This window comes from Streptomyces sp. NPDC056452, from assembly GCF_042796085.1.
Taxonomy (GTDB): Bacteria; Actinomycetota; Actinomycetes; order Streptomycetales; family Streptomycetaceae; genus Streptomyces.
Genome location: NZ_JBHTRI010000002.1, coordinates 197,569 through 218,079 on the forward strand (window position 1 = coordinate 197,569; position 20,511 = coordinate 218,079).

A 20,511-nucleotide genomic window follows, 5' to 3' on the forward strand; every position below is an offset into this window, starting at 1 on the left:
GTCCAGCACTCGACGATCCGGATGCGGATCGCCCTCGTGTACGGCGGAGTGTTTCTGATCCTCGGTACGGCCCTGCTCACGACGGTCAATCTGGCCTCCCGCGCCGGTACGGACTCGCAGGCGCGGGCCATCGCCACGTCCGCCGCGGTCGCCCAGCCGGGCTTCGCGGTCAACGGCCCCCTGCACACGCGGGGCCGCCTCGGTCCGCCCACGGTCTACGACCTCACCGACGATGTGAGCGACGCCGCCGGCCGTGAGCTCATGTACTGGTCGGTCGCCGCGCTGCTCGTCATGACGGCGTGCGCGGTCGCCGTGGGCTGGTGGACGGCCGGGCGGGTCCTACGGCCCGTCCACGCGATGACCGCGAAGGCCAGGCGGCTCTCCGAGCACACCCTCCACGAGCGGATCGCCTCCAGCGGTCCCGACGACGAGCTGAAGGAGCTCGGGGAGACGCTGGACGCGCTGCTGGCCCGGCTGGAGAAGGCGTTCGACAGCCAGCGGCGGTTCATCGCCAACGCCTCGCACGAGCTGCGCACCCCGCTGGCCACCCAGCGGGCCGCGATCCAGGTGGGTCTCGACGATCCGTCGCCGGACGAGCTCGTACGGACCCGTCAGACGCTGCTGGACAACAACCGGCGCAGCGAGCGGCTCATCGAGGGGCTGCTGGTGCTGGCGCGCAGCGAGCGGGGGCTGGCGAAGAGCGAGCGCGAGGAGTTCGACCTCGCGCAGGTGGTGACGGAGGAGGCGGCCCGGCCCGCGGTGGCGGCGGAGCGCCCCTCGGCCCACCCGGAGGTGACGGTCGCGGCGGAGCCGTGTGCGGTACGGGGGAACCGGCAGCTGCTCGCGCAGCTGGTGGCGAACCTGCTGTCCAACGCGGTGAGGTACAACGTGCCCGGCGGTTCCGTGCGGGTGGCGCTGTCCGCGGGCGGGACCCTGGTGGTTCGCAACACCGGTCCCGTGGTGACCGAGGGGGACATCGCGGGGTTCTTCGAGCCGTTCAGGCGCGGTGAGGGGCGGGACCGGATGGGTCAGGGCTCAGGCCTCGGCCTATCGATCGTACGTTCTATTGCGGTGGCTCACGGCGGTACGGTCACGGCGGTACCCGGCCCCGGGGGCGGGCTCGCCGTGACCGTACGGCTGCCGGTGGATCAGTCCCCGGCGACGATTCCGCGGGCGGCGGCCCAGGCGGGAAGCCCGGCGAGCACCTCGCGGTAGAACGTCGCGTCGGGCACCTCGCGCGGTGCCGGGCCGGCGTGGAAGAACCCGGCGTTCTCGACGTCGAGCCTGCGCAGGAAGTCGAAGCCCTTCGCGTCCTCGTCGCCGAACGCGACGAACTGGAAGAACAGCGGCAGCCGTGCCGCGTCCGCCAGCGCCTGCTTCGCGGCCTGCTTGGCGTCCGGGGCGCCGTCCGTCTGGAAGATCACCAGCGCGGGCCCGGTGGCCTCGGACTTCTCGTAGTGCGTGACGATCTCCTCGACGGCACGGTGGTAGTTCGTACGTCCCAGGCGCCCGAGCCCCGCGTGCAGCTCGTCGATCCGGCCCTCGTGGGCGGTGAGGTCGATCGCGCCGGTGCCGTCGATGTCGGTCGAGAAGAAGACGACGGGCACGGTGGCGTTCTCGTCCAGGTGCGCGGCGAGTGCCAGGGTGCGGTCGCCCAGGTGCTGTGCGCTGCCGTCCTTGTAGAACGACCGCATCGACCCGGACCGGTCGAGCACCAGGTAGACGTTCGCCCGGAGGCCGGTGAGCGCGTGAGCCTTGAGCCCGGCCTGCGCCGCCTTGTAGGGGGCGACGAGCTCGGGCGCGGCGGCCTTGACCCGGGCGAGGGTGACGGCGGGCTTACCGCCGGCAGCGGGGGCCGGGGCGGCGGCGGGAGCCTCGGCGACCGGCTCCGGCTCGGCGACCGGCGCGGCTTCGGCGACCGGCTCCGGCTCGGCGACCGGCGCGACCTCGGCGACCGGCGCGGCTTCGGCGATCGGCTCGGCGACCGGTGCGACCTCGACGACAGGCTCGGCTTCGGCGACCGGCTCGACGACCGGCTCGGCCTTCGCGGTGACCTCTTCGGCGACCGGCGGGGCCTCGACGACCGGCTCGGCGACCGGGGCCTCGGGGGCGGTCTCGACCTCGACGATCTCGACGACCGGAGTGGCCTCGACGACCGGCGCGGCTTCGACGGCCGTCTCGGCGGGCTCGGCGACCGCAGCGGGTGCCTGCTCCGGCTCCGCGTCGATGTCGATCGTGATCGGCGTCGGGTCGGCCGCCTCGGCTGCCGGTGCCGGCTCGTCCGCGACGGTCGTGGTCTCCGCGACGGCCGCGGCAGCCGCGGCCGGCTTGGCGTCAGGGGCCGACCCCTGCGCCGGAACCGTCGGCGTGGGCCCGGAGGCCGAGGTGGATGTGGTGGTGGCCGCCTTGTCGAAGGCCTCCGCCACCAGGTCCGTGGCCAGTCCGTTCTCCCGGTCCGCGGTGGACCGCGCCGAAGAGGAGGAGGCCGGTGCCGGTACCGAGGCCTTCGCGGGCTCGGCCGCCGAAGTGGTGGTCTCCGGCTCCGGCTCCGTGGGCTGGGTGCGCTCGGCCTGGGGCGGGACGGTGGCCGTGACCGGCTCGTCCTGCTCCGTGCGGCCGAACACCTTGCGCAGCAAGCTCCGAATGCCCATGGGCGAGGCCTTTCGCATGAGTTGGTGGCGATAAATGTCCGTACTGCGGGAATTGATCCCTGGCCAGGGCGGATACGTAAGGTTAGCGGCCGGATCCGGCCGTTCGGTGGCGCGGCCCGCCCCTGCGTCAACCGAGCTCCAACCGAGCTCCAATTGAGCCCTGAGGACAGCGGTGGCCCGGACTTCACCCCTCGTTCACCGGCCGTCCCTCGTACCGCGTGGATGCGCACCTACCGTCACGCAGGACACACAGACGGAGGGACGAACAACGTGCGCAATCTGCTGCCGCTCATCGGCTCGCACCAGGGCGGGCGCTCTGCGCTGACGTGCCGCTACCGCTGCGGTGACGCCTGCTTCCAGGAGGTACCGAACACCAGCGGAAACGAGTACGCCGGCGACATCATCGCCGGTGCGCTGTCGCGCCGGTCGATGATGCGCGCCGCCGCGGTGGTGACCGTCGCCGCTGCCGCCGGAACTGCCGCTCTGACCGGCCCGGGCGCCCCGCGGGCCGAGGCCGCCGCGCTCGCGGGCCACGGCCACGGGCCGAAGCCCCCGCACCAGAACACCCCTTCGGGCGCCCGCGGCCTGCGCTTCGCGCCCGTGGCACCGAACAAGGACGACAAGGTCACCGTCCCGGACGGCTACAGCCAGAACGTGGTGATCCGTTGGGGCGAGCCGATCCTGCGCGGTGCCCCCGCCTTCGACCCGGACAAGCAGTCGGCGAAGGCGCAGGCGGGCCAGTTCGGTTACAACAACGACTTCCTCTCCCTGCTGCCGCTCCCCGGCGAGCGGGGCCGTCAGGTACTGGTCGCCAACCACGAGTACACGGACGAGATCCTGATGTTCCGTGGATACGATCCGGCCAACCCGACCCGTGAGCAGGTCGAGATCGCCTGGGCCGCGCACGGACTCTCCGTGGTCGTGGTCCAGGAGGAGAACCGCACCGGCAGGCTCGGCCCGGTCAGCCGCCACCCGCTGAACCGCCGCCTCACCGCGACCAGCGAGTTCAGGGTCACCGGCCCGGCCGCGGGCAGCCCCCTGCTCCGCACCTCCGCCGACCCCACCGGCCGCAAGGTCCTCGGCACGCTCAACAACTGCGCGGGCGGCACCACCCCGTGGGGCACCACGCTGCACGGCGAGGAGAACTTCAACCAGTACTTCGCCAACGGCTCCAGCGACACGGACAAGCGCTACGGCATCGCGGCGAGCGCCACCGAGCGCAAGTGGGAGCGTTTCGACAAGCGCTTCGACCTGGCCCAGGAGCCCAACGAGGCGCACCGCTTCGGCTGGGTCGTCGAGCTCGACCCGTACGACCCCGACTCCGTGCCCCGCAAGCGGACCGCGCTCGGCCGCTTCAAGCACGAGGCGGCCCAGCCGCGGCTGACCGCCGACGGCCGCCCCGTCGTCTACATGGGCGACGACGAGCGGTTCGACTACTTCTACAAGTTCGTCTCCAGCAAGAAGATGAAGAAGGGGAACTCGCGTGCCGCGCGCGAGCACAACCTCACCCTGCTGGACGAGGGCACGCTGTACGTCGCCAAGTTGACCGGCGACTCCCCGGCCGCGGAGTTCGACGGCACGGGCAAGCTCCCCTCCGACGGCGAGTTCGACGGCAGCGGCGTCTGGATCCCGCTCGCCACGGGCAGTACCTCGCACGTGCCCGGCATGACCGCCGAGGAGGTGTACGTCTTCACGCGTCTCGCCGGTGACAAGGTCGGCGCCACGAAGATGGACCGCCCCGAGGACGTCGAGCCGTCGCCGCGCACCGGCCGCGTCTACATCGCCCTCACGAACAACACCGACCGCGGCAAGGCGGGCAAGCCCGGTGCGGACGAGGCCAACCCGCGCAACGCCAACAAGCACGGCCAGATCCTGGAACTCGCGGAGAACTGGGACGACCCGGCGGGCGACGGTTTCGCCTGGCGGCTCTTCCTCGTCGCGGGTGACCCGAACGACCCGTCGACGTACTTCGCGGGCTTCCCCAAGGAGAAGGTCAGCCCCATCTCCTGCCCGGACAACGTGGCCTTCGACGACCACGGCAACCTGTGGATCTCCACGGACGGCGCCCAGCTCGGCTCGCACGACGGCCTGTTCGGCGTCGCGACGCAGGGCGAACGGCGGGGTGAGCTCAAGCAGTTCCTCACCGTGCCGTCGGGCGCCGAGACCTGCGGCCCGGTGATCCAGGACCGCCGGGTCCTGGTGGCCGTGCAGCACCCGGGCGAGATCGACGGAGCGTCCGTCGAGAAGCCCGCGAGCACCTGGCCGGACGGCCCCGGCCGGATCGTCCGCCCGTCCGTCGTCGCCGTCTGGCGCAAGGACGGCAGCGACATCGGCGTCTGAACCGGACCCGGTTCCCACTGCCGTTTTCGGTGAGCATCAGGCCTGTGCCCCATGCGGTGCAGGCCTGATGGACGTCGTACAAATGTCCTCTCCGTGGACCGAGTTGCCTTGCCAGCGTGGGCCGAAGGCGTCGGAGACTTCGGTTCCTGACCCGCCCGGGGCGCCTCACCGCATTAGAGTCGGTCGCATGGTTTCCGGTGAGGCGCCGCAGGCGGAGGGAAGTGTCCGGGTCGACGTCTGGATCTGGTCGGTCCGGCTGACGAAGACCCGGTCGCAGGCCGCTGCCGCCTGCCGGGCAGGGCATGTGCGGGTCAACGGCGAGCGGGCCAAGCCCGCCCAGGCGCTGCAGACGGGCGACGAGGTACGGCTGCGGCATGCGGGACGGGACCGGATCGTGGTCGTCTCGAAGATCGTGAAGAAGCGCGTCGGGCCGCCGGTCGCCGCCGACTGCTTCGTCGACAACAGCCCGCCCCCGCCGCCGCGCGAGGCCGCGATCCAGGTCCCGGTCCGCGACCGCGGCGCGGGCCGCCCGACCAAGCGCGACCGCCGGGAGATGGAACGCCTCCAGGAGCGCGGACCCGGCCCGTCCTAGGGCTTCCCGTCGAAGGACCGGCTTCAGATGACGAAGACGGTCTTTCCGCGCGCCCCGCCCGTACGGTTCTGGGCGAGCGCCTGCGGTGCCTTCTCCAGAGGGAGCTCGGCGTCCACGGGTACGGCCAGCTCGCCCCGCACAGCGCCGGCGGCCAGTGATTCGAGCAGTTCCGCCGTCGGGGCGAGCCGGAAGTCGACCCGTGCGACGCCGGGCGGGCCCGCGACTCCGCGGGTGGTGACGGCGACACCGCCGTCGCGCACCAGCGCGGCATGCGCGGCGAAGGCGTCCGGGTCGGTGGAGACCAGGTCCACGAGCGCGTCGACACCGTTCGGGTACACGTCCCGTACCGCCGCGGCCAGCTCGCCGGGACCGACGGTCGTGTCGACGGCTGCGGCGGCGCCGAACGCCCGCATCCGCTTCTCCTCGTCGCCCCGTACCGCCGCGACGACCCCGATGCCCCGGGCGGCGGCGAGCTGGGTCAGGAAGGTGCCGACGCCGCCCGCCGCGCCGATGATCAGCAGACTCCGGCCGCTGCGGACCGCCGTACCCCCCAGAATCTGCGCGGCAGCCGTCCCGGCGGACGGGAGCGCCGCCGCGACTTGGAGCGGCAGGTCGCGCGGAACCAGGGCGATCGGGGAGTCCTGCGGAACGGACACGTACTCGGCGTACGCCCCGCAGCGCCCGACCGGGGGCGCGGTCACCCGGCCGAAGACGGCGTCACCCACCCGGAAGCGGTTGTCGCCGCTGCCGATCATGTCCACCCGGCCCGCGAAGTCGACTCCGACGACGAGCGGGAAGGTATGCGGGGCAACCCCGTCCAGGGCGCCGTCCGCGGTCTGCCAGTCGAGCGGGTTGAGCGCCGCGTACTCGATCTTGACCCGCACGTCGCCCGCGTCGGGATCGGGCTTCGGCACTTCGACGAGACAGGGCTCCGCACAGAACGCGCTGACAGCGATGGCTCGCATACGGCAGACCTCTCAGTCGCCCCCCTGCTCTCACGGGTCCCACTTTCGTACGGCCCACGCGCCCGCGCATGTCGGAGCACGGCGGGCCTGGAGCCACCTCCTACGGCCCGGTGTTCCGTCCGGCGCCCCGCCGCCCCGACACGTATCGTCCCGCCAGTCCGCCGACCACCAGGACCGCACCCACCACGATCACGATCCACACGGTCGTCCGCAGCGAAGCGGTCAGCGCGTCGTACACGGCCGCGGCCCCGCCCCGGTCGCTGCCCGGCACCTCGTCCAGCACCCGGTCGCGGCCCACCGCGACCAGGATGCGCAGCACGATCGCGCCGAGCACCAATCCGCCGCCCACCACGGCGGCGGCGCCCAGCCCGGCCCGCAGTCCTCCCCGTACGAGCGCGAGACCCAGCACCAGGACGAGGAGCACCACCGTCCCCACGGCCGGCCAGACGCTGCAGTGGCGCAGCCACTGGAAGGAGCTCCGCAGGTCGTCCGCCCGGTCGGCGGAGAGCACCGTGATCGCGGTGCTCTCGACGGGGATCTGCTCGGCGAACGGCACTCCGGAGTTCACCAGTTCCCCTTTGACCTGCTCGATCACCGGCGCCAGATCGATGATCACCGCCTGCCCGCTGTCACCGTGCAGCGCGGCGGTCACGGCCTGGTGCGCCGTCCGGTTCGCGGTGTCCCAGGCCCGCTGGAAGGACTCGGTGGTGGTGAACGACTGCACGGTCTCGTGCAGGAACTGCTCCAGGGTCTCCTGGAGCGGGCCGACGTCGATGTTCTTCATCGCCTCGTCGGTGACCAGGGTGGCGACGGTGGTCTGGACGGCGGGATCGGAGGCCAGCGGGGAGACGGCGGCCAGGTACCGGTCGGTGTCGTCGATCTCCAGGTCGACCCATGCGGAGAGCGCGCTCACCGGCACCAGCACGGCGAGCAGGACGAGCAGTACCGCCGAGAGAGCCGCTGAGAGGTAGGTCCGCACACCACCCAGACAATCCCGTGCGGGGCCGCGGCGCTCCGGGCCGTGGGCCATTCGAGTTGCCGGTCGGCGCGGTCGGGTGTGCCCTGGAGGGACGGAGGACGGGGGCGAGGGAAGGAGCTGTCCGCCATGGCCACTCACGCAACGATGCCGACGCGTGGACGCACGCATGCCCGCACACCGGCACGGCGGACGCACAGCGCGCTCGCCTGGGCGCTGCCCCTCACGCTGGGCGTGATCTTCGGTTTCTGGGCCTTCTTCATCAAGCGCGACGGCGGCGCGACCACCGGCGGGCAGATCTGGCTCGGTGTCGTGTCCGGAGTGGCTTTCGCCGCGCTGTGCTTCGCGCTGGGGCGGGTCGGGCACGCCCTGCCGAGGGAGCTGCGGGCGGCGGCGTACGGCGCGCTGACCGGGATCGGGATCGGCTTCCTCTACAGCCTGAACGGCAACAGCGTGTTCTCGTCGAGCGTGCTGGGGCTGGTCGTCGGGGCAGGGATGTTCTGCACGGCCTTCTACCTCTACTACACGCGGGAGGACTGAGCTCCGGGTCCCTCCGGACCGGTGCGTGGCCGCCAGATCGGATCTGGCGGCCACGCTTTTCCTTCTGACGTGCCCCGTGGCGCGGTGCTCGCGTGCCATCGTGGCTCTGACCCACCCGACCACCTCGACATCCCCTCGGCAATCTCCCACTCTCGGCAATCTCGACAAGGAAGGGACCATGAGTACTGAACTGGCCATCGAGACAACGGGGCTGGTGAAGACCTTCGGCGACAACCGTGCGGTGGACGGCATCGATCTCGCCGTTCCCACCGGCACCGTCTACGGCGTCCTCGGACCCAACGGCGCCGGGAAGACCACCGCCGTACGGATGCTGGCGACGCTGCTGCGCCCGGACGAGGGCCAGGCACGGGTCTTCGGCCACGACGTCGTGAAGGACGCCGACGCGGTCCGCAGCCGGGTCAGCCTCACGGGGCAGTACGCCTCGGTCGACGAGGACCTGACCGGTACGGAGAACCTGGTGCTGCTGGGCCGGCTGCTCGGGCACTCCAAGCCCCAGGCCCGGACCAGGTCGGCTCAGCTGCTGGAGGCCTTCGGGCTGAGCGAGGCGGCCGGCAAGCAGGTGAAGAACTACTCGGGCGGCATGCGGCGCCGTATCGACATCGCCGCGTCGATCCTGAACACCCCGGACCTGCTCTTCCTCGACGAGCCGACGACCGGGCTCGACCCGCGCAGCCGCAACCAGGTGTGGGACATCGTGCGGGCCGTCGTCGCCCAGGGCACGACGGTCATGCTGACCACGCAGTACCTGGACGAGGCCGATCAGCTGGCCTCGCGCATCGCGGTGATCGACCACGGCAAGGTGATCGCCGAGGGCACGAAGGGCGAGCTCAAGGCGTCCGTCGGCTCCGGCTCGGTCCATCTGCGCCTGCGGGACCCCGCCCAGCGGCCCGAGGCCGAGCGGGTACTCGCGCTCGTGCTGGACGCCACGGTCCAGCTGGACCCGGACCCGGTCGCGCTGACGGCCAGGGTCAACGGCCACGGCACGGAGAAGGGCGCGGCGGAACAGGCCGCGCGGGCGCTGGCCGAGCTGGCCAGGTGCGGCATCCACGTGGACAACTTCGCGCTGGGGCAACCGAGCCTCGACGAGGTCTTTCTCGCGCTCACGGACAAGAAGGGGGTGGCGGCGTGAGTACCGCACCGGCCAAGACCCAGACGGAGGACGTCGAGCTCACCGCGCCGGACGCCGAGACGCTCGCCTCCCTGCTGGTCGGCCAGGAGCGGCCGCCCAGGCCCAGTGCGCTCTCGGCGTCCCTCACCTTCGGGTGGCGGGCGATGCTGAAGATCAAGCACGTGCCCGAGCAGCTGTTCGACGTCACGGCGTTCCCGATCATGATGGTGCTGATGTACACGTACCTCTTCGGAGGGGCGCTGGCCGGTTCCACCGAGGCGTACATCCAGTTCCTGCTGCCGGGCATCCTGGTGATGAGCGTCGTGATGATCACGATGTACACGGGTGTCTCGGTGAACACGGACATCACCAAGGGCGTCTTCGACCGCTTCCGTACGCTGCCGATCTGGCGCCCCGCGCCGATGGTCGGCTATCTGCTCGGCGATGTCCTGCGCTACGTGCTGGCCTCGGCGGTCATGCTCGCCGTCGGCATGATCATCGGCTACCGGCCGGACGGCGGGGTGCTGGGAGTGCTGGCGGGCGTGGCCCTGCTGCTGGTGTTCTCGTTCGCGTTCTCCTGGATCTGGACGATGTTCGGGCTGCTGCTGCGCACCGAGAAGTCGGTGATGGGCGTCAGCATGATGGTGATCTTCCCGCTGACGTTCCTGAGCAACGTGTTCGTCGACCCGAAGACCATGCCGGGCTGGCTGCAGGTCTTCGTGAACAACAGCCCGGTCACCCATGTGGCCACGGCGGTCAGGGAGCTCATGGCCGGCAACTGGCCGGCGACGGACATCGCCTGGTCGCTGGGCTGGTCGGCCCTGTTCGTGGTGGTGTTCGGCACGGTGACGATGCGGCTCTACAACCGGAAGTGACGCCGGCCGTCGGTCCTCCCGGCGGGGTGCGCTCCGGCGGTGGGGCCGTGCTCCTTCTCTCGCCTCCTCCGCAGGCCGGGACCAGACTGGAAGACAGGGGCACGTGCCTGCCCTGAGAAGCCTGGAGGAGCCATGACGGCCACGACAAGGAACGAGACGCCCGTTGCCTTCGAGGGCGAGGGTGCGGAACTGCGCATGAAGGAGATCGGTGGAGACCTGACGGTCGCCTTCGTCCGGTTTCCCAAGGGCACGGACATGCGCCCGGCGCTCAAGGGCATGCCGGACGACCTGTGCCCCTGCAACCACTGGGGCTATCTCCTCAAGGGCCGGCTGAAGATGTGGACAGGTGCCGACTCGGAGTCGTACGAGATCTACGAGGAGGGGCAGGCGTACTACTGGCCTCCCGGCCACGCCCCCGAGGCTCTCGAGGACTGCGAGTACGTGGACTTCTCGCCCACCCAGGAGTTCGCCCGGGTGCTCGAACACGTCAATTCCCAGGGCTGAACCCGTCCGGCCGCGACAAGGGCGGGCCACCGCGTGGGTGGCCCGCCCGTGAGCCGGACCGGGAGGTCCTAGTCGCGTACGACGGTGACCGGGCAGGGGGCGTGCTGGGTCACGTGGAGGCTGACCGAGCCGAGCAGCGTCGCCTTGAAGCCGCTGTAGCCGCGGGCGCCGACGACCAGCAGATTCGCGCCCGCGGCCCGGTCGAGCAGGGACTGCGCGGGGTTGCCGATCACGACGATCTTGCTGACCGATGCCGCGCTTTCGGCGCCGAGGGCCTCCTCCAGCGCCTCGGTGAGGGCCACGATCGCCACGGCCTGAGGATCGAAGTCCTCCGGCATGCCCGGCATCATGGACGCCCAGCTGGACGCGGGGTACTCCCAGCTGTTGACCGCCTCGACCGTGTCCCCGGTCAGTTCGGCCTGGCGTACCGCCCAGCGCAGCGCCTTGATCGACGCATCCGAGCCGTCCACGCCGACGACGATCCTGCCCATGTCTGCCTCCCGTTCGGTCCGCTCATGCCTGGCCTGCTCTTCACCAGGCCTCTATTCGCGACAACTCTAACGAAAACGGGCATCTGGGGCCTGCGGGTCGAACGGAGGCCCCAGGTGTTCCGTTCAGGCCGTGCGCAGTCCGGCGAGCTGTTGCTCGAACGGCACGACCGCGTCCTCGCCGTCGTCGAGGGTGAGCGACCGGGACGCCCCGGAGGCCGTGTGCCCCATGACCGCGGAGGCGAGTTCGCCGCCGGCGCGGCGGATCCGGGAGGGCAGCCCCTCGGTGTACTCGTCGCCGGACGCACCCCAGTCCTCGGACGCCGCGTACACGGACGTCGGCAGGACGACCGCCCGCAGGTACGTGAAGAGCGGGCGCATCGCGTGCTCGAGGACCAGCGAGTGCCGGGCCGTGCCGCCGGTCGCCGCGACGACGACGGGCTTGCCGGTCAGGGCGGTGTTGTCGATCAGGTCGAAGAAGGACTTGAACAGCCCGCTGTACGAGGCGGTGAAAACGGGCGACACGGCGATCAGCCCGTCCGCCCCGGTCACCGCGTCGATCGCCGCCTTGAGGTCCTTCGGCGGGAAGCCGGTGACGAGGTGGTTCGCGATGTCGACGGCGAGATCGCGCAGCTCGACGACCTGCACGTCGACCCTCCGGTCCTGGCCGGCCGCCAGCCGCTCACGGGCGGCATCGGCCAGCCGGTCCGCCAGCAGCCGGGTGGACGAGGGGCTGCTCAGCCCGGCGGCGACGGCGACGATCTTCAGGGGTGCGGTGGCGAACACGGTGGTCAGACCTCCTTCTGGGTGGCGCGGGCGGCGCGGGCGGCGGTGACCGCCGGGTGGACGGGTGCCTCCGGCACGCCGGCCGGGCGCAGGGCGGCGAACTCCTTGCGCAGCACGGGTACGACCTCCTCGCCGAGGATGTCGAGCTGCTCCAGGACCGTCTTGAGCGGCAGTCCCGCGTGGTCCATCAGGAACAGCTGGCGCTGGTAGTCGCCCACGTGCTCGCGGAAGGTCAGGGTCCGCTCGATGACCTCCTGCGGGGAGCCGACGGTCAGCGGGGTCTGCTCCGAGAAGTCCTCCAGGGAGGGCCCGTGCCCGTAGACCGGCGCGTTGTCGAAGTACGGGCGGAACTCCCGTACCGCGTCCTGCGAGTTCTTGCGCATGAACACCTGGCCGCCGAGGCCCACGATCGCCTGCTCGGCGGTGCCGTGCCCGTAGTGGGCGTAGCGCCGGCGGTAGAGGTCGACCATCTTCTTCGTGTGCTCCAGGGGCCAGAAGATGTTGTTGTGGAAGAACCCGTCGCCGTAGTAGGCGGCCTGCTCGGCGATCTCCGGGGAGCGGATGGAGCCGTGCCAGACGAACGGCGGGACGCCGTCCAGCGGGCGCGGGGTCGCGGTGAAGGACTGGAGGGGTGTGCGGAACTTGCCCTCCCAGTCGACGACGTCCTCGCGCCACAGCTTGTGCAGCAGGGCGTAGTTCTCGACCGCGAGCGGGATGCCCTGGCGGATGTCCTTGCCGAACCAGGGGTAGACCGGCCCGGTGTTGCCGCGGCCCATCATCAGGTCGACACGGCCGTCCGCGAGGTGCTGGAGCGTGGCGTAGTCCTCCGCGATCTTCACCGGGTCGTTGGTGGTGATCAGGGTGGTGGACGTGGACAGGATCAGCTTCTCGGTGCGGGCGGCGATGTAGCCGAGCGTGGTCGTCGGCGAGGACGGGACGAACGGCGGGTTGTGGTGCTCACCGGTGGCGAAGACGTCCAGGCCCACCTCCTCGGCCTTGAGCGCGATCGCGAGCGTCGCCTTGATCCGCTCGTTCTCGCTCGGCGTCGTACCGGTCGTGGGGTCGGTGGTGACGTCCCCGACGGTGAAGATCCCGAACTGCATGGCGCCCGCCTCCAGCTACTGGTTGAACGTTGAACTATCTGAACACACCCTACAACGGGAGACCCCGCCCCCCTATTCCGCGGGCTCCGTGCGCCCCGGGGCTGCGTACCCTGGAGCCGGGCCTGTCGCGGTGAAGGAGCGGAAAGAGGTGAGCCATGAGCGAGAGTGAGAGCTGGAAGGAGCGCGGTGTCGTCCTGCGCGTCTTCGTCTACATTTTCGCGACGCACCTCTTCGCCGGGTTCATCATGCTGCTCTTCTACGTGGGCGGCCACGCGGACAAGTGACTAAAGTGGGCGCATGACCTCCGTCCCGTGCCTGAACCGGTGGCGCTCCTCCTAGGAGCGGCCACCTTCATCTGCACGGAACCAGGGCCGTTCGACATGGACGGCCCTTTTTTGCTGCCCCGATGTCCGTCGGCGGGCCGTCCTGAACGCATACGCGATCAGCGAGGAGAGCCACGTGACCGTCACAGACCTGCCGCCCGCCGGCCCCGCAGCACCCGCCCTGCGCCGCAGTGCCGAGCTTGAGGAACAGCTCGCACAGGATCCGGGCCGTTTCCGGGTCCTCACCGGCGACCGGCCCACCGGGGCCCTCCACCTCGGGCACTACTTCGGCACCCTCCACAACAGGGTGCGCCTCCAGGACCTCGGCGTGGACGTCTTCGTCCTGATCGCCGACTACCAGGTCCTCACCGACCGGGACGTCGCCGAGCGGCTCACCGAGCATGTGGAGGGGCTGCTGCTGGACTATCTGGCCATCGGGATCGACCCCGCCCGCACGACGGTCTTCAACCACAGCGCCGTACCGGCCCTCAACCAGCTCCTCCTGCCGTTCCTCTCCCTCGTCTCCGTCGCCGAGCTCGGCCGCAACCCCACCGTGAAGGACGAGATCGCCCACTCCCGGCAGGCCGCGGTCAGCGGGCTCATGTACACCTACCCGGTGCACCAGGCCGCCGACATCCTGTTCTGCAAGGGCAACCTCGTACCCGTCGGCCTGGACCAGCTGCCCCATCTGGAGGTCACCCGCACCGTCGCCCGCCGCTTCAACGAGCGGTACGGGGCGGTCTTCCCGGAACCCGACGCGCTGCTCTCCGCCGCGCCCCTGCTGCTCGGCACGGACGGCACCAAGATGAGCAAGAGCCGGAACAACTCCGTCGCCCTCGGCGCGGACGCCGACGAGACGGCCCGGCTGATCAAGGGCGCGACCACCGACGCCGAGCGGCACATCACGTACGAGCCCGAGCGGCGGCCCGGGGTGTCCGGTCTGGTGCTGCTGGCCGCGCTCTGCCTCGGGCGCGACCCGCACGACGTCGCCGAGGAGATCGGGGACGGCGGCGGTGCCGCGCTCAAGCGGACCGTGACGGACGCGGTGAACGCGACGATGGCCCCGATCCGGGCCCGCCGGGCCGAGTACGCGCAGGACATGGCGTACGTGCGGTCGGTGCTGCGCGCGGGCAACGAGCGGGCGAACGCGATCGCCGAGGCGACGCTGGACGAGGTGCGCGAGGCGATGGGCACGCCCCGCTGACCCCGCCGCCGCGCCGACCCGTGGCCGAGTGCTCGGCCACGGGTCACAGCCGGTTCATCGAGCGCTGCCTGCGCAGCAGTTCCGCCAGACCGCGCCGGGTCGCCGCGATCACCACCCGGTCGTCCGCCCGCAGCACGTAGCCCGGATGCAGGTTCCAGACCAGGCCGGCCGGCCGGTCCGTCGCGTCGGGGCCGAAGGCGAGATCGGGGCGGCGGTCGGCCGGCGGGGTGGCGTCCAGGGCCAGGACGCGCCAGGAACCCGGTCGGAACGCCTGCTCGACGGTGTGGCCCTCCAGCTGCGGATGGCCACCCACCTCCAGGGCGGCGAACAGCATGACCTTTCTCTCGACCGGGACCGCCCCCAGGATCTGACGGCCCATCATGGCGACGGCGAACGAGGGGGCGGCCAGGTGGGAGACGGAGCGGGAGCGGGTCAGGGACTGCGGGTGGACGGTGCGCAGGGTCCGGTAGACGGCGTTGGCGAACTCGTCGTCGTACAGGCGCAGCGCCACCCGCAGGTCGGGCTTCACCGAGCGGGCGTACAGGGCGGCTTCGAGGTTCGTCGTGTCGACGCTGGTCAGGGCGAGCAGCGCGCGGGCCCGGCGGATCTTGGCCGCTTCCAGGACGCCCTCCTGCGTGACATCGCCGATGACCGTCGGGATGTGCATGCTCCGGGCCAGCGGGATACCGCGTGCCTCCGGGTCCTCCTCGACGACGACGACGGGGATGTCCAGCTCGCGGAGCCGCACGAGGACCCTGGTGCCGATCTTGCCGAGGCCCAGGAGCACGACATGGCCGGACAGGCCCCGCGGGGGGCGGCGCAGCGCGGACGCGGTGCGCAGCGAGCCGAACGCCTCCAGGACGGCGGCGACCAGCAGCGGCAGGAGGAGGAGTCCGGCCGTTCCGGAGAGGAGCTGGATGATCTGGCGGGACGCCGGGTCCTTGTCCCCGTCCGCCGGGTCGCCCATCGCGAGCAGGTCGAGCAGGGTCAGATAGGCGGCGTGCACGGGGCTGTCGCCGGTGGTGACGACCGAGGCGACGGCCAGGGCCACGACGGCCGTGGCGACGCCCGCCGCCGACCAGCGCAGCCGGCGCGAGAAGATGTGGCCGAGCGGTGCGCCCCTGCCGCCCATCCGGGTGGGTGTCCGGTCGGGTCCCGCCTGGCTGATGGCTTCCAGGACGACCGTGCCCCGGCCGGTGGCCGCGGCCACCGTCGCATCGTCGGGCAGGAGCTGGGGGCCCTCCTCGCCGCTGCTGTCGGAGCCCTCGGTGCCCGCGGGGTCATGGGTGGTGGAGGAGAGCAGGGCCAGCGTGCACAGGCCCGGGTCGGCGAGCTCGCCCTGCCGGGGCGGGGTCCGCTCGGCGGCACGCAGGAGCACGCCCTCGGCCTGGATGACCTTGCTGCTGCCGGTCAGTGCGGTGGCGGCAAGGGCGGGGGCGGCGGTGTCGGCGTCGGACAGCACGGTCGTGGAGGCGTCCAGGGCGGCCGGGTCGAGCCCCGGCATAGCGACGGCGGCCGCCTGGTCGAGCAGGGTCTCCAGGTGCTGGCCGAGCTTGCGGTTGTAGAGCCGGATGACCAGCCGCAGACGTGGGTTGAGGCGCCGGGCCGTCAGGGCGGCCCGGATGTTGCGCTCGTCGTCGTCGTAGACCAGCGCGAGTGCGGCGGCCCGGTCGACACCGGCCTCTTCCAGTACGTCGTCGGACGGCTCGTGCGCCTCGATGATGCGTACGGCCTCGACCCCGGCGTTGGTGTCGCCGTCACCGGTCCCGCCCGCCCCGCCGTTGCGGTTCATCGCCGCCGACATGCGGCCGAACAGGGCTGCCGCCCGCGCGCGTTGGGTCAGCGGCAGATCGGGGCGGCTGGTGTCGCGGCCCGGCGGGAGCAGCAGGGTGACCCGTTCCCCGTACACATAGCGCAGCTCCACGGCGAGCCGCCGGGCGAGCGTGTCGTCGCCGCAGACCACCATGTGGCCGCTGGTGGTGGGTCGTTGGGGCTGCTGAGGAAGGGGAGGCACGAAACCCAGCATGCCTTGTCCTCTCCCGAATCTCGATCATCAGCCTTCGCTCACCCGCGGTGGGCGGGGCGTGGGCGGTCAGGCGGCCTCGCGCGGCAGCGGTCGGCGGGCGGGCGCGTCGTCGTACGCCGAGACCCAGAAGAACTCGCCCTCGTCGTCGTACGCGTGGAGGAGCCCCGTACTGCCCGCCGCGAGCACCTCACCGGGACCGGACGACGGCACCGGCCGGCGGACCCGCACGAGCGCGGTCGAACCGTCGGCCGCCGAAACCTCCGCCTGCCCGAAGCCGGTACCGACGGACCCCGTACGGATCGTGCAGGCCTGCCCCAGGAAGTCCTGCCGCGACGGAGGTCCCGCGTGGAAGTACCGGCGGAGGTGGCGTACGAGCATGCGGACGACCCCCCAGGCGATCAGCAGCGCCCCCGCCAGTACGGCGACATGGAGCAGGGAGCGTGCGGTGCCGGTGACACCGCTGCGCTGGACCAGGACCGAACCCGTGAGGCCGGTGAACCAGGCGATGACCACGGCGAGCGACGCGGACACGGCGACCGGTACCCCGCCGACGCCCGCCGCGTCCGCGTCGAGGTCGCTGTCGAAGGAGTCCGTTCCGGTGGCCCCGACCAGCACCAGCAGCCAGAAGCAGACGACGACGACCAGGGCGGCATCGAGGACGACGACAGGAAAGGCAAGTGCTGCGGAAAGGATTTCGGCCATCCGGTTCACCCCCTGCGTCGCTGCGCGCCTCTGTCGGCCAGGGGTGGCGGGGTGCGCACGGGGCCCCGGCGCCGCGACACCGCGAACGGCACCGCAGCGGCCGGGTCTTCCCCCGTGTTTCCCCCGTAACCCCCGTGCTTCCCCCGTGTGTTGCTGAAGAGATCGTGCCAGTCGGGGCGCTTTCCCCGCACTGCCGGAATGCGGCAGTCTTTGCGAGTTCCTGATGCCGGGCACCGGCACCCGTCCGTGTGCGTTGGAGAGGTGTCGGCGCCGGTCGGTGCCCTCACGTACGGGATGCAGGAGGAGTGAGCCGTGGCAGAGCCGGAGATCCCCGAGGAGTTCCTGGGGGACCACGCCCGCGTGCTGGGCGAGGTCGCGGACACCGGCCGCCGGCTCACCCGTGACGAGCTGGAGACCCGTCGCGCGCTGGGCCGTGCGGCCGCGGAGGCCGGCCACCAGCTGCGTGCCCTGGTGAATCTGCATCTGGCGGCCACCCGCGCCGCGTGGCCGCGCGCCGCGGTCGGGTCCGGTGCGGCCGCCGATGCCGTGCTGGCCGCGGTGGAACAGGCGGTCGACGCCTTCGCGGAGGGCTTCGAGCGGGCGCAGCGGCTCACCGTACGGCGCGAGGAAGCGGCGCGGCGGGAGTTCATCGACGACCTGCTGTACGGGCGCAGCGACCTGGGCAGGCTCGCGGAGCGCGCCACACGCTTCGGGCTGCGGCTCTCGCGGGCGCACGCCGTCGCCGTGGCGACGGGGCCGGAGGCGTACACCGAGACCGACTCCGTGTCCCGCAGTGTGGAGACGGCGCTGCTCACCCGCTTCAGCGGCCGGAAGATCCTGCTCACCACGAAGGACGGGCGCCTCGTCTGCATCGCCCCCGGCAGCCAGCCGGATGTCCTGAGGTACTTCGCCAAGCAGGCGCACGCCGCGACGGACGGCGGCCAGGTCGCGGTCGGGCGCGCGCACCGGGGTCCCGGCGGCGTCGTCCACTCGTACGACGAGGCGCTCGAGGCCCTCGACCTGGCGCAGCGGATGGGGCTCGACGAGCCGGTGCTGTACGCCACGGACCTTTTGGTCTACCCGGTGCTGACGCGGGACCGGCAGGCGATGGCCGACCTGGTGCGCAGCGAGCTCGGTCCGCTCCAGGAGGCCCGGGGCGGCGCGGAACCGTTGCTGCGGACACTGTCCGTGTACTTCGAGGCGGGATGTGTCGCAGCCGAGACGGCCCGCCGGCTGGCGCTGAGCGTGCGCGCCCTGACGTACCGGCTGGAGCGCATACACCAGCTGACCGGTTCCGATCCGTCCGATCCGATGCACCGCTACACGCTCCAGACCGCGGTGATCGGGGCCCGGCTGCTGGACTGGCCGGCGAAGGAGCTCTGAGGCGGGGAGGGGGCCCGGTTCCCCGGGGGCTCCGGGGACCGGGCTGCGGGGAACCCCCGGCTCACCGTCTCAGTCGGCGTCGCGCCCTGCGTGCTCCGGCGTGAGGTCGTCGTGCGAGGGCATGGGCTCGACGCTCGCCACGGCCGGTGCCGGCTTCTTCCCCCGGCCCGCCAGCTTCGCCTGAAGCCCGGAGGCGACCGGCTCGGTCCAGCGGGCGGTGAGCGGTCCGACGATCACCAGGATCAGCACGTACGCGGTGGCGATGGGCCCGATCCGCGGTTCCGTCGCCACGGCCAGACCGGCGATGACGATCGAGAACTCGCCGCGCGCGACCAGCGTGCCCCCCGCGCGCCAACGGCCCCGCGGACCGATGCCGGCCCGCCGCGACGCGTACCAGCCGGTGCCGATCTTGGTGAAGACGGTGACGATCGCCAGCAGGGCCGCAGGAAGCAGCACCGGAGGGATGTCCGCCGGATCGGTGGACAGACCGAAGAACACGAAGAAGACGGCGGCGAACAGATCGCGCAGCGGCGTCAGCAGCTTGCGCGCACCCTCGGCGACCTCTCCCGACAGGGCGATACCCACGAGGAACGCGCCGACGGCCGCGGACACCTGCAACTGCTGCGCCACACCGGCCACCAGGACCGTGAGCCCGAGGACGACGAGCAGCAGCATCTCCGGGTTGTCGGAGGACACCGCACGGCTGATGAGCCGCCCGTGCCGCAGCGCCAGGTACAGCACGAACCCGACGGTCCCGAGTGCGATCAGCAGGGCGATGCTGCCACCGGCCAGGCCGACGCCGGCCAGCATCGCCGTGAGCAGCGGCAGATAGACGGCCATGGCGAGGTCCTCGATGACGAGGACACCGAGGATGACGGGCGTCTCGCGATTGCCGAGGCGCCCCATGTCGGTCATCACCTTGGCGATCACGCCGGACGACGAGATCCAGGTGACCCCGGCCAGCGCGACGGCCCCCACGGGCCCCCACCCGAGCATCAGACCGGCGATCGCCCCGGGCGTCGCGTTGAGCACGAAGTCGACGGCCCCGGACGGGTACTGCGTCTTGAGGCTGGTGACGAGTTCGGACGCGCTGTACTCGAGCCCGAGCAGGAGCAGCAGCAGGATGACGCCTATCTCCGCCCCGATGGCGGTGAACTCCTCACTGGCGCCGAGCGGCAGCAGACCGCCTTCCCCGAAGGCCAGCCCGGCCAGCAGATAGAGCGGAATCGGCGAGAGGCCTATCCGCCCGGCGAAGCGGCCGATGATGCCGAGCCCGAGAATGACGGAGCCGAGCTCCACCAGCAGTGCAGTCGTGTCGTGCACGGTCAGCCCTCCGCAATGATCTCGGAGAGCGTGTCGACGCCCTCACGTGTGCCGACGACGACGAGCGTGTCCCCGATGGCCAGCCGGAAGTCCGGACCGGGCGACGGATGCGCACTGTGCGTACGCAGGACGGCCACGATCGACGCGCCCGTCCGGGTCCGCGCCCTGGTCTCGCCGAGCAGCCGCCCGCCGTACGGGGAACGGGTCCCGAGCGGAATGTGCTCGGTGACGAGATCGATCCCCTCGGTCCGTACGGCGTCGATCGGCGCGGCATCGATCAGATGCGCGAGCCCGGTGGCCTCGGCGGTGGTCAGGGGTACGGAGAGCAGGCACGAATCTGGGTCGTCCTTCTCGTAGAACCCGAGGAAGCGCCGCCCGTCGTGGTGCACGACCACGGAGATGTGCTGTCCCGACTCGGTGGTGTAGTCGTACTGCACGCCGACTCCTGGCAGCGATGTGCGGTGGGTTCCCATGGCTTCCTCCCGAGGAGCGCGGCGGTTCGGCGATGCGTCTTGGTGATCCTTTTAGCTTTCCATTACCTTATCCGGCGACGAAAACCGGCCATGGGGCAGCAAGCGGGGCGCTGTCGGAGCGGCGTGAT

The 20,511-nt window shown here is 71.6% G+C and carries 20 protein-coding genes; 10 read left to right on the plus strand and 10 right to left on the minus strand.

Features of this window, described 5'->3' with window-relative positions:
- Positions 1-21: 21 nt before the first annotated feature.
- On the plus strand, positions 22-1,215 hold the full coding sequence (locus ACFQ6X_RS03225) for a sensor histidine kinase (protein WP_383175397.1): 1,194 nt from the start codon (positions 22-24) through the stop codon (positions 1,213-1,215).
- On the opposite strand, the gene ACFQ6X_RS03230 is transcribed toward ACFQ6X_RS03225, so the two are convergent.
- The gene (locus ACFQ6X_RS03230) at positions 1,149-2,651 is read right to left on the minus strand and encodes a VWA domain-containing protein (protein WP_383175054.1); all 1,503 of its coding nucleotides are present in this window, start codon (positions 2,649-2,651) and stop codon (positions 1,149-1,151) included. The genes ACFQ6X_RS03225 and ACFQ6X_RS03230 overlap by 67 nt on opposite strands.
- A gap of 270 nt (positions 2,652-2,921) precedes the next feature.
- Between ACFQ6X_RS03230 and ACFQ6X_RS03235 the strand changes: the two genes are divergently transcribed.
- Positions 2,922-4,991 carry a PhoX family protein gene (locus tag ACFQ6X_RS03235; protein ID WP_383175057.1) on the plus strand — a complete coding sequence of 690 codons (2,070 nt, stop codon included), beginning with the start codon at positions 2,922-2,924 and terminating at the stop codon, positions 4,989-4,991.
- 187 nt (positions 4,992-5,178) lie between these two features.
- Positions 5,179-5,583 carry an RNA-binding S4 domain-containing protein gene (locus tag ACFQ6X_RS03240; protein ID WP_329209269.1) on the plus strand — a complete coding sequence of 135 codons (405 nt, stop codon included), beginning with the start codon at positions 5,179-5,181 and terminating at the stop codon, positions 5,581-5,583.
- 23 nt (positions 5,584-5,606) lie between these two features.
- Here the strand turns inward: ACFQ6X_RS03240 and ACFQ6X_RS03245 are convergent, their stop codons facing one another.
- Both ACFQ6X_RS03245 and ACFQ6X_RS03250 read right to left on the minus strand, forming a co-directional pair.
- Positions 5,607-6,548, minus strand: a complete 942-nt coding sequence (locus ACFQ6X_RS03245; RefSeq protein ID WP_383175061.1) for an NADP-dependent oxidoreductase — start codon at positions 6,546-6,548, stop codon at positions 5,607-5,609.
- Between the two features lie 100 nt (positions 6,549-6,648).
- Positions 6,649-7,527 carry a hypothetical protein gene (locus tag ACFQ6X_RS03250; protein ID WP_383175063.1) on the minus strand — a complete coding sequence of 293 codons (879 nt, stop codon included), beginning with the start codon at positions 7,525-7,527 and terminating at the stop codon, positions 6,649-6,651.
- Between the two features lie 126 nt (positions 7,528-7,653).
- Here ACFQ6X_RS03250 and ACFQ6X_RS03255 point away from each other — a divergent pair, with 126 nt between their 5' ends.
- The 4 genes from ACFQ6X_RS03255 (at position 7,654) to ACFQ6X_RS03270 (ending at position 10,572) form a co-directional block, all read left to right on the plus strand.
- On the plus strand, positions 7,654-8,064 hold the full coding sequence (locus ACFQ6X_RS03255) for a hypothetical protein (protein ID WP_383175066.1): 411 nt from the start codon (positions 7,654-7,656) through the stop codon (positions 8,062-8,064).
- 178 nt (positions 8,065-8,242) lie between these two features.
- On the plus strand, positions 8,243-9,214 hold the full coding sequence (locus ACFQ6X_RS03260; RefSeq protein WP_383175069.1) for an ATP-binding cassette domain-containing protein: 972 nt from the start codon (positions 8,243-8,245) through the stop codon (positions 9,212-9,214).
- Entirely contained in the window at positions 9,211-10,068 is an 858-nt protein-coding gene (locus tag ACFQ6X_RS03265; protein WP_383175072.1) for an ABC transporter permease, read from the plus strand. The genes ACFQ6X_RS03260 and ACFQ6X_RS03265 overlap by 4 nt, the downstream gene beginning before the upstream one ends.
- 132 nt (positions 10,069-10,200) lie before the next feature.
- The gene (locus tag ACFQ6X_RS03270; protein WP_383175074.1) at positions 10,201-10,572 is read left to right on the plus strand and encodes a hypothetical protein; all 372 of its coding nucleotides are present in this window, start codon (positions 10,201-10,203) and stop codon (positions 10,570-10,572) included.
- A gap of 68 nt (positions 10,573-10,640) precedes the next feature.
- Here ACFQ6X_RS03270 and ACFQ6X_RS03275 read toward each other — a convergent pair whose 3' ends face one another.
- From ACFQ6X_RS03275 to ACFQ6X_RS03285, 3 genes are all read right to left on the minus strand, one after another.
- Positions 10,641-11,063, minus strand: a complete 423-nt coding sequence (locus ACFQ6X_RS03275; protein WP_383175077.1) for a universal stress protein — start codon at positions 11,061-11,063, stop codon at positions 10,641-10,643.
- 123 nt (positions 11,064-11,186) lie between these two features.
- Positions 11,187-11,846, minus strand: a complete 660-nt coding sequence (locus ACFQ6X_RS03280) for an FMN reductase (protein ID WP_383175080.1) — start codon at positions 11,844-11,846, stop codon at positions 11,187-11,189.
- Positions 11,847-11,851: 5 nt separating this feature from the next.
- The gene (locus ACFQ6X_RS03285) at positions 11,852-12,949 is read right to left on the minus strand and encodes an LLM class flavin-dependent oxidoreductase (RefSeq protein WP_383175083.1); all 1,098 of its coding nucleotides are present in this window, start codon (positions 12,947-12,949) and stop codon (positions 11,852-11,854) included.
- 155 nt (positions 12,950-13,104) lie between these two features.
- On the opposite strand from ACFQ6X_RS03285, the gene ACFQ6X_RS03290 reads away from it, so the two are divergent.
- Together ACFQ6X_RS03290 and trpS are read left to right on the plus strand one after the other, a co-directional pair.
- Positions 13,105-13,233 (plus strand): DUF6126 family protein, encoded by a 129-nt coding sequence (locus ACFQ6X_RS03290; protein ID WP_329209287.1) that lies wholly within the window; start codon positions 13,105-13,107, stop codon positions 13,231-13,233.
- Between the two features lie 175 nt (positions 13,234-13,408).
- Positions 13,409-14,476, plus strand: a complete 1,068-nt coding sequence (gene trpS / locus ACFQ6X_RS03295) for a tryptophan--tRNA ligase (protein ID WP_383175086.1) — start codon at positions 13,409-13,411, stop codon at positions 14,474-14,476.
- Between the two features lie 43 nt (positions 14,477-14,519).
- On the opposite strand, the gene ACFQ6X_RS03300 is transcribed toward trpS, so the two are convergent.
- Together ACFQ6X_RS03300 and ACFQ6X_RS03305 are read right to left on the minus strand one after the other, a co-directional pair.
- On the minus strand, positions 14,520-16,502 hold the full coding sequence (locus tag ACFQ6X_RS03300) for an NAD-binding protein (RefSeq protein ID WP_383175089.1): 1,983 nt from the start codon (positions 16,500-16,502) through the stop codon (positions 14,520-14,522).
- A 66-nt stretch (positions 16,503-16,568) separates the two neighbouring features.
- The gene (locus ACFQ6X_RS03305; protein ID WP_383175092.1) at positions 16,569-17,204 is read right to left on the minus strand and encodes a hypothetical protein; all 636 of its coding nucleotides are present in this window, start codon (positions 17,202-17,204) and stop codon (positions 16,569-16,571) included.
- A gap of 312 nt (positions 17,205-17,516) precedes the next feature.
- Between ACFQ6X_RS03305 and ACFQ6X_RS03310 the strand changes: the two genes are divergently transcribed.
- Positions 17,517-18,587, plus strand: a complete 1,071-nt coding sequence (locus ACFQ6X_RS03310) for a PucR family transcriptional regulator (RefSeq protein ID WP_383175095.1) — start codon at positions 17,517-17,519, stop codon at positions 18,585-18,587.
- A 69-nt stretch (positions 18,588-18,656) separates the two neighbouring features.
- Here ACFQ6X_RS03310 and ACFQ6X_RS03315 read toward each other — a convergent pair whose 3' ends face one another.
- Together ACFQ6X_RS03315 and ACFQ6X_RS03320 are read right to left on the minus strand one after the other, a co-directional pair.
- The gene (locus tag ACFQ6X_RS03315; RefSeq protein ID WP_383175098.1) at positions 18,657-19,910 is read right to left on the minus strand and encodes a cation:proton antiporter; all 1,254 of its coding nucleotides are present in this window, start codon (positions 19,908-19,910) and stop codon (positions 18,657-18,659) included.
- 2 nt (positions 19,911-19,912) lie between these two features.
- A complete protein-coding gene (locus ACFQ6X_RS03320) occupies positions 19,913-20,383 on the minus strand; it encodes a cation:proton antiporter regulatory subunit (RefSeq protein WP_383175101.1) in 471 nt (156 codons plus the stop codon).
- Between the last annotated feature and the right edge of the window lie 128 nt (positions 20,384-20,511).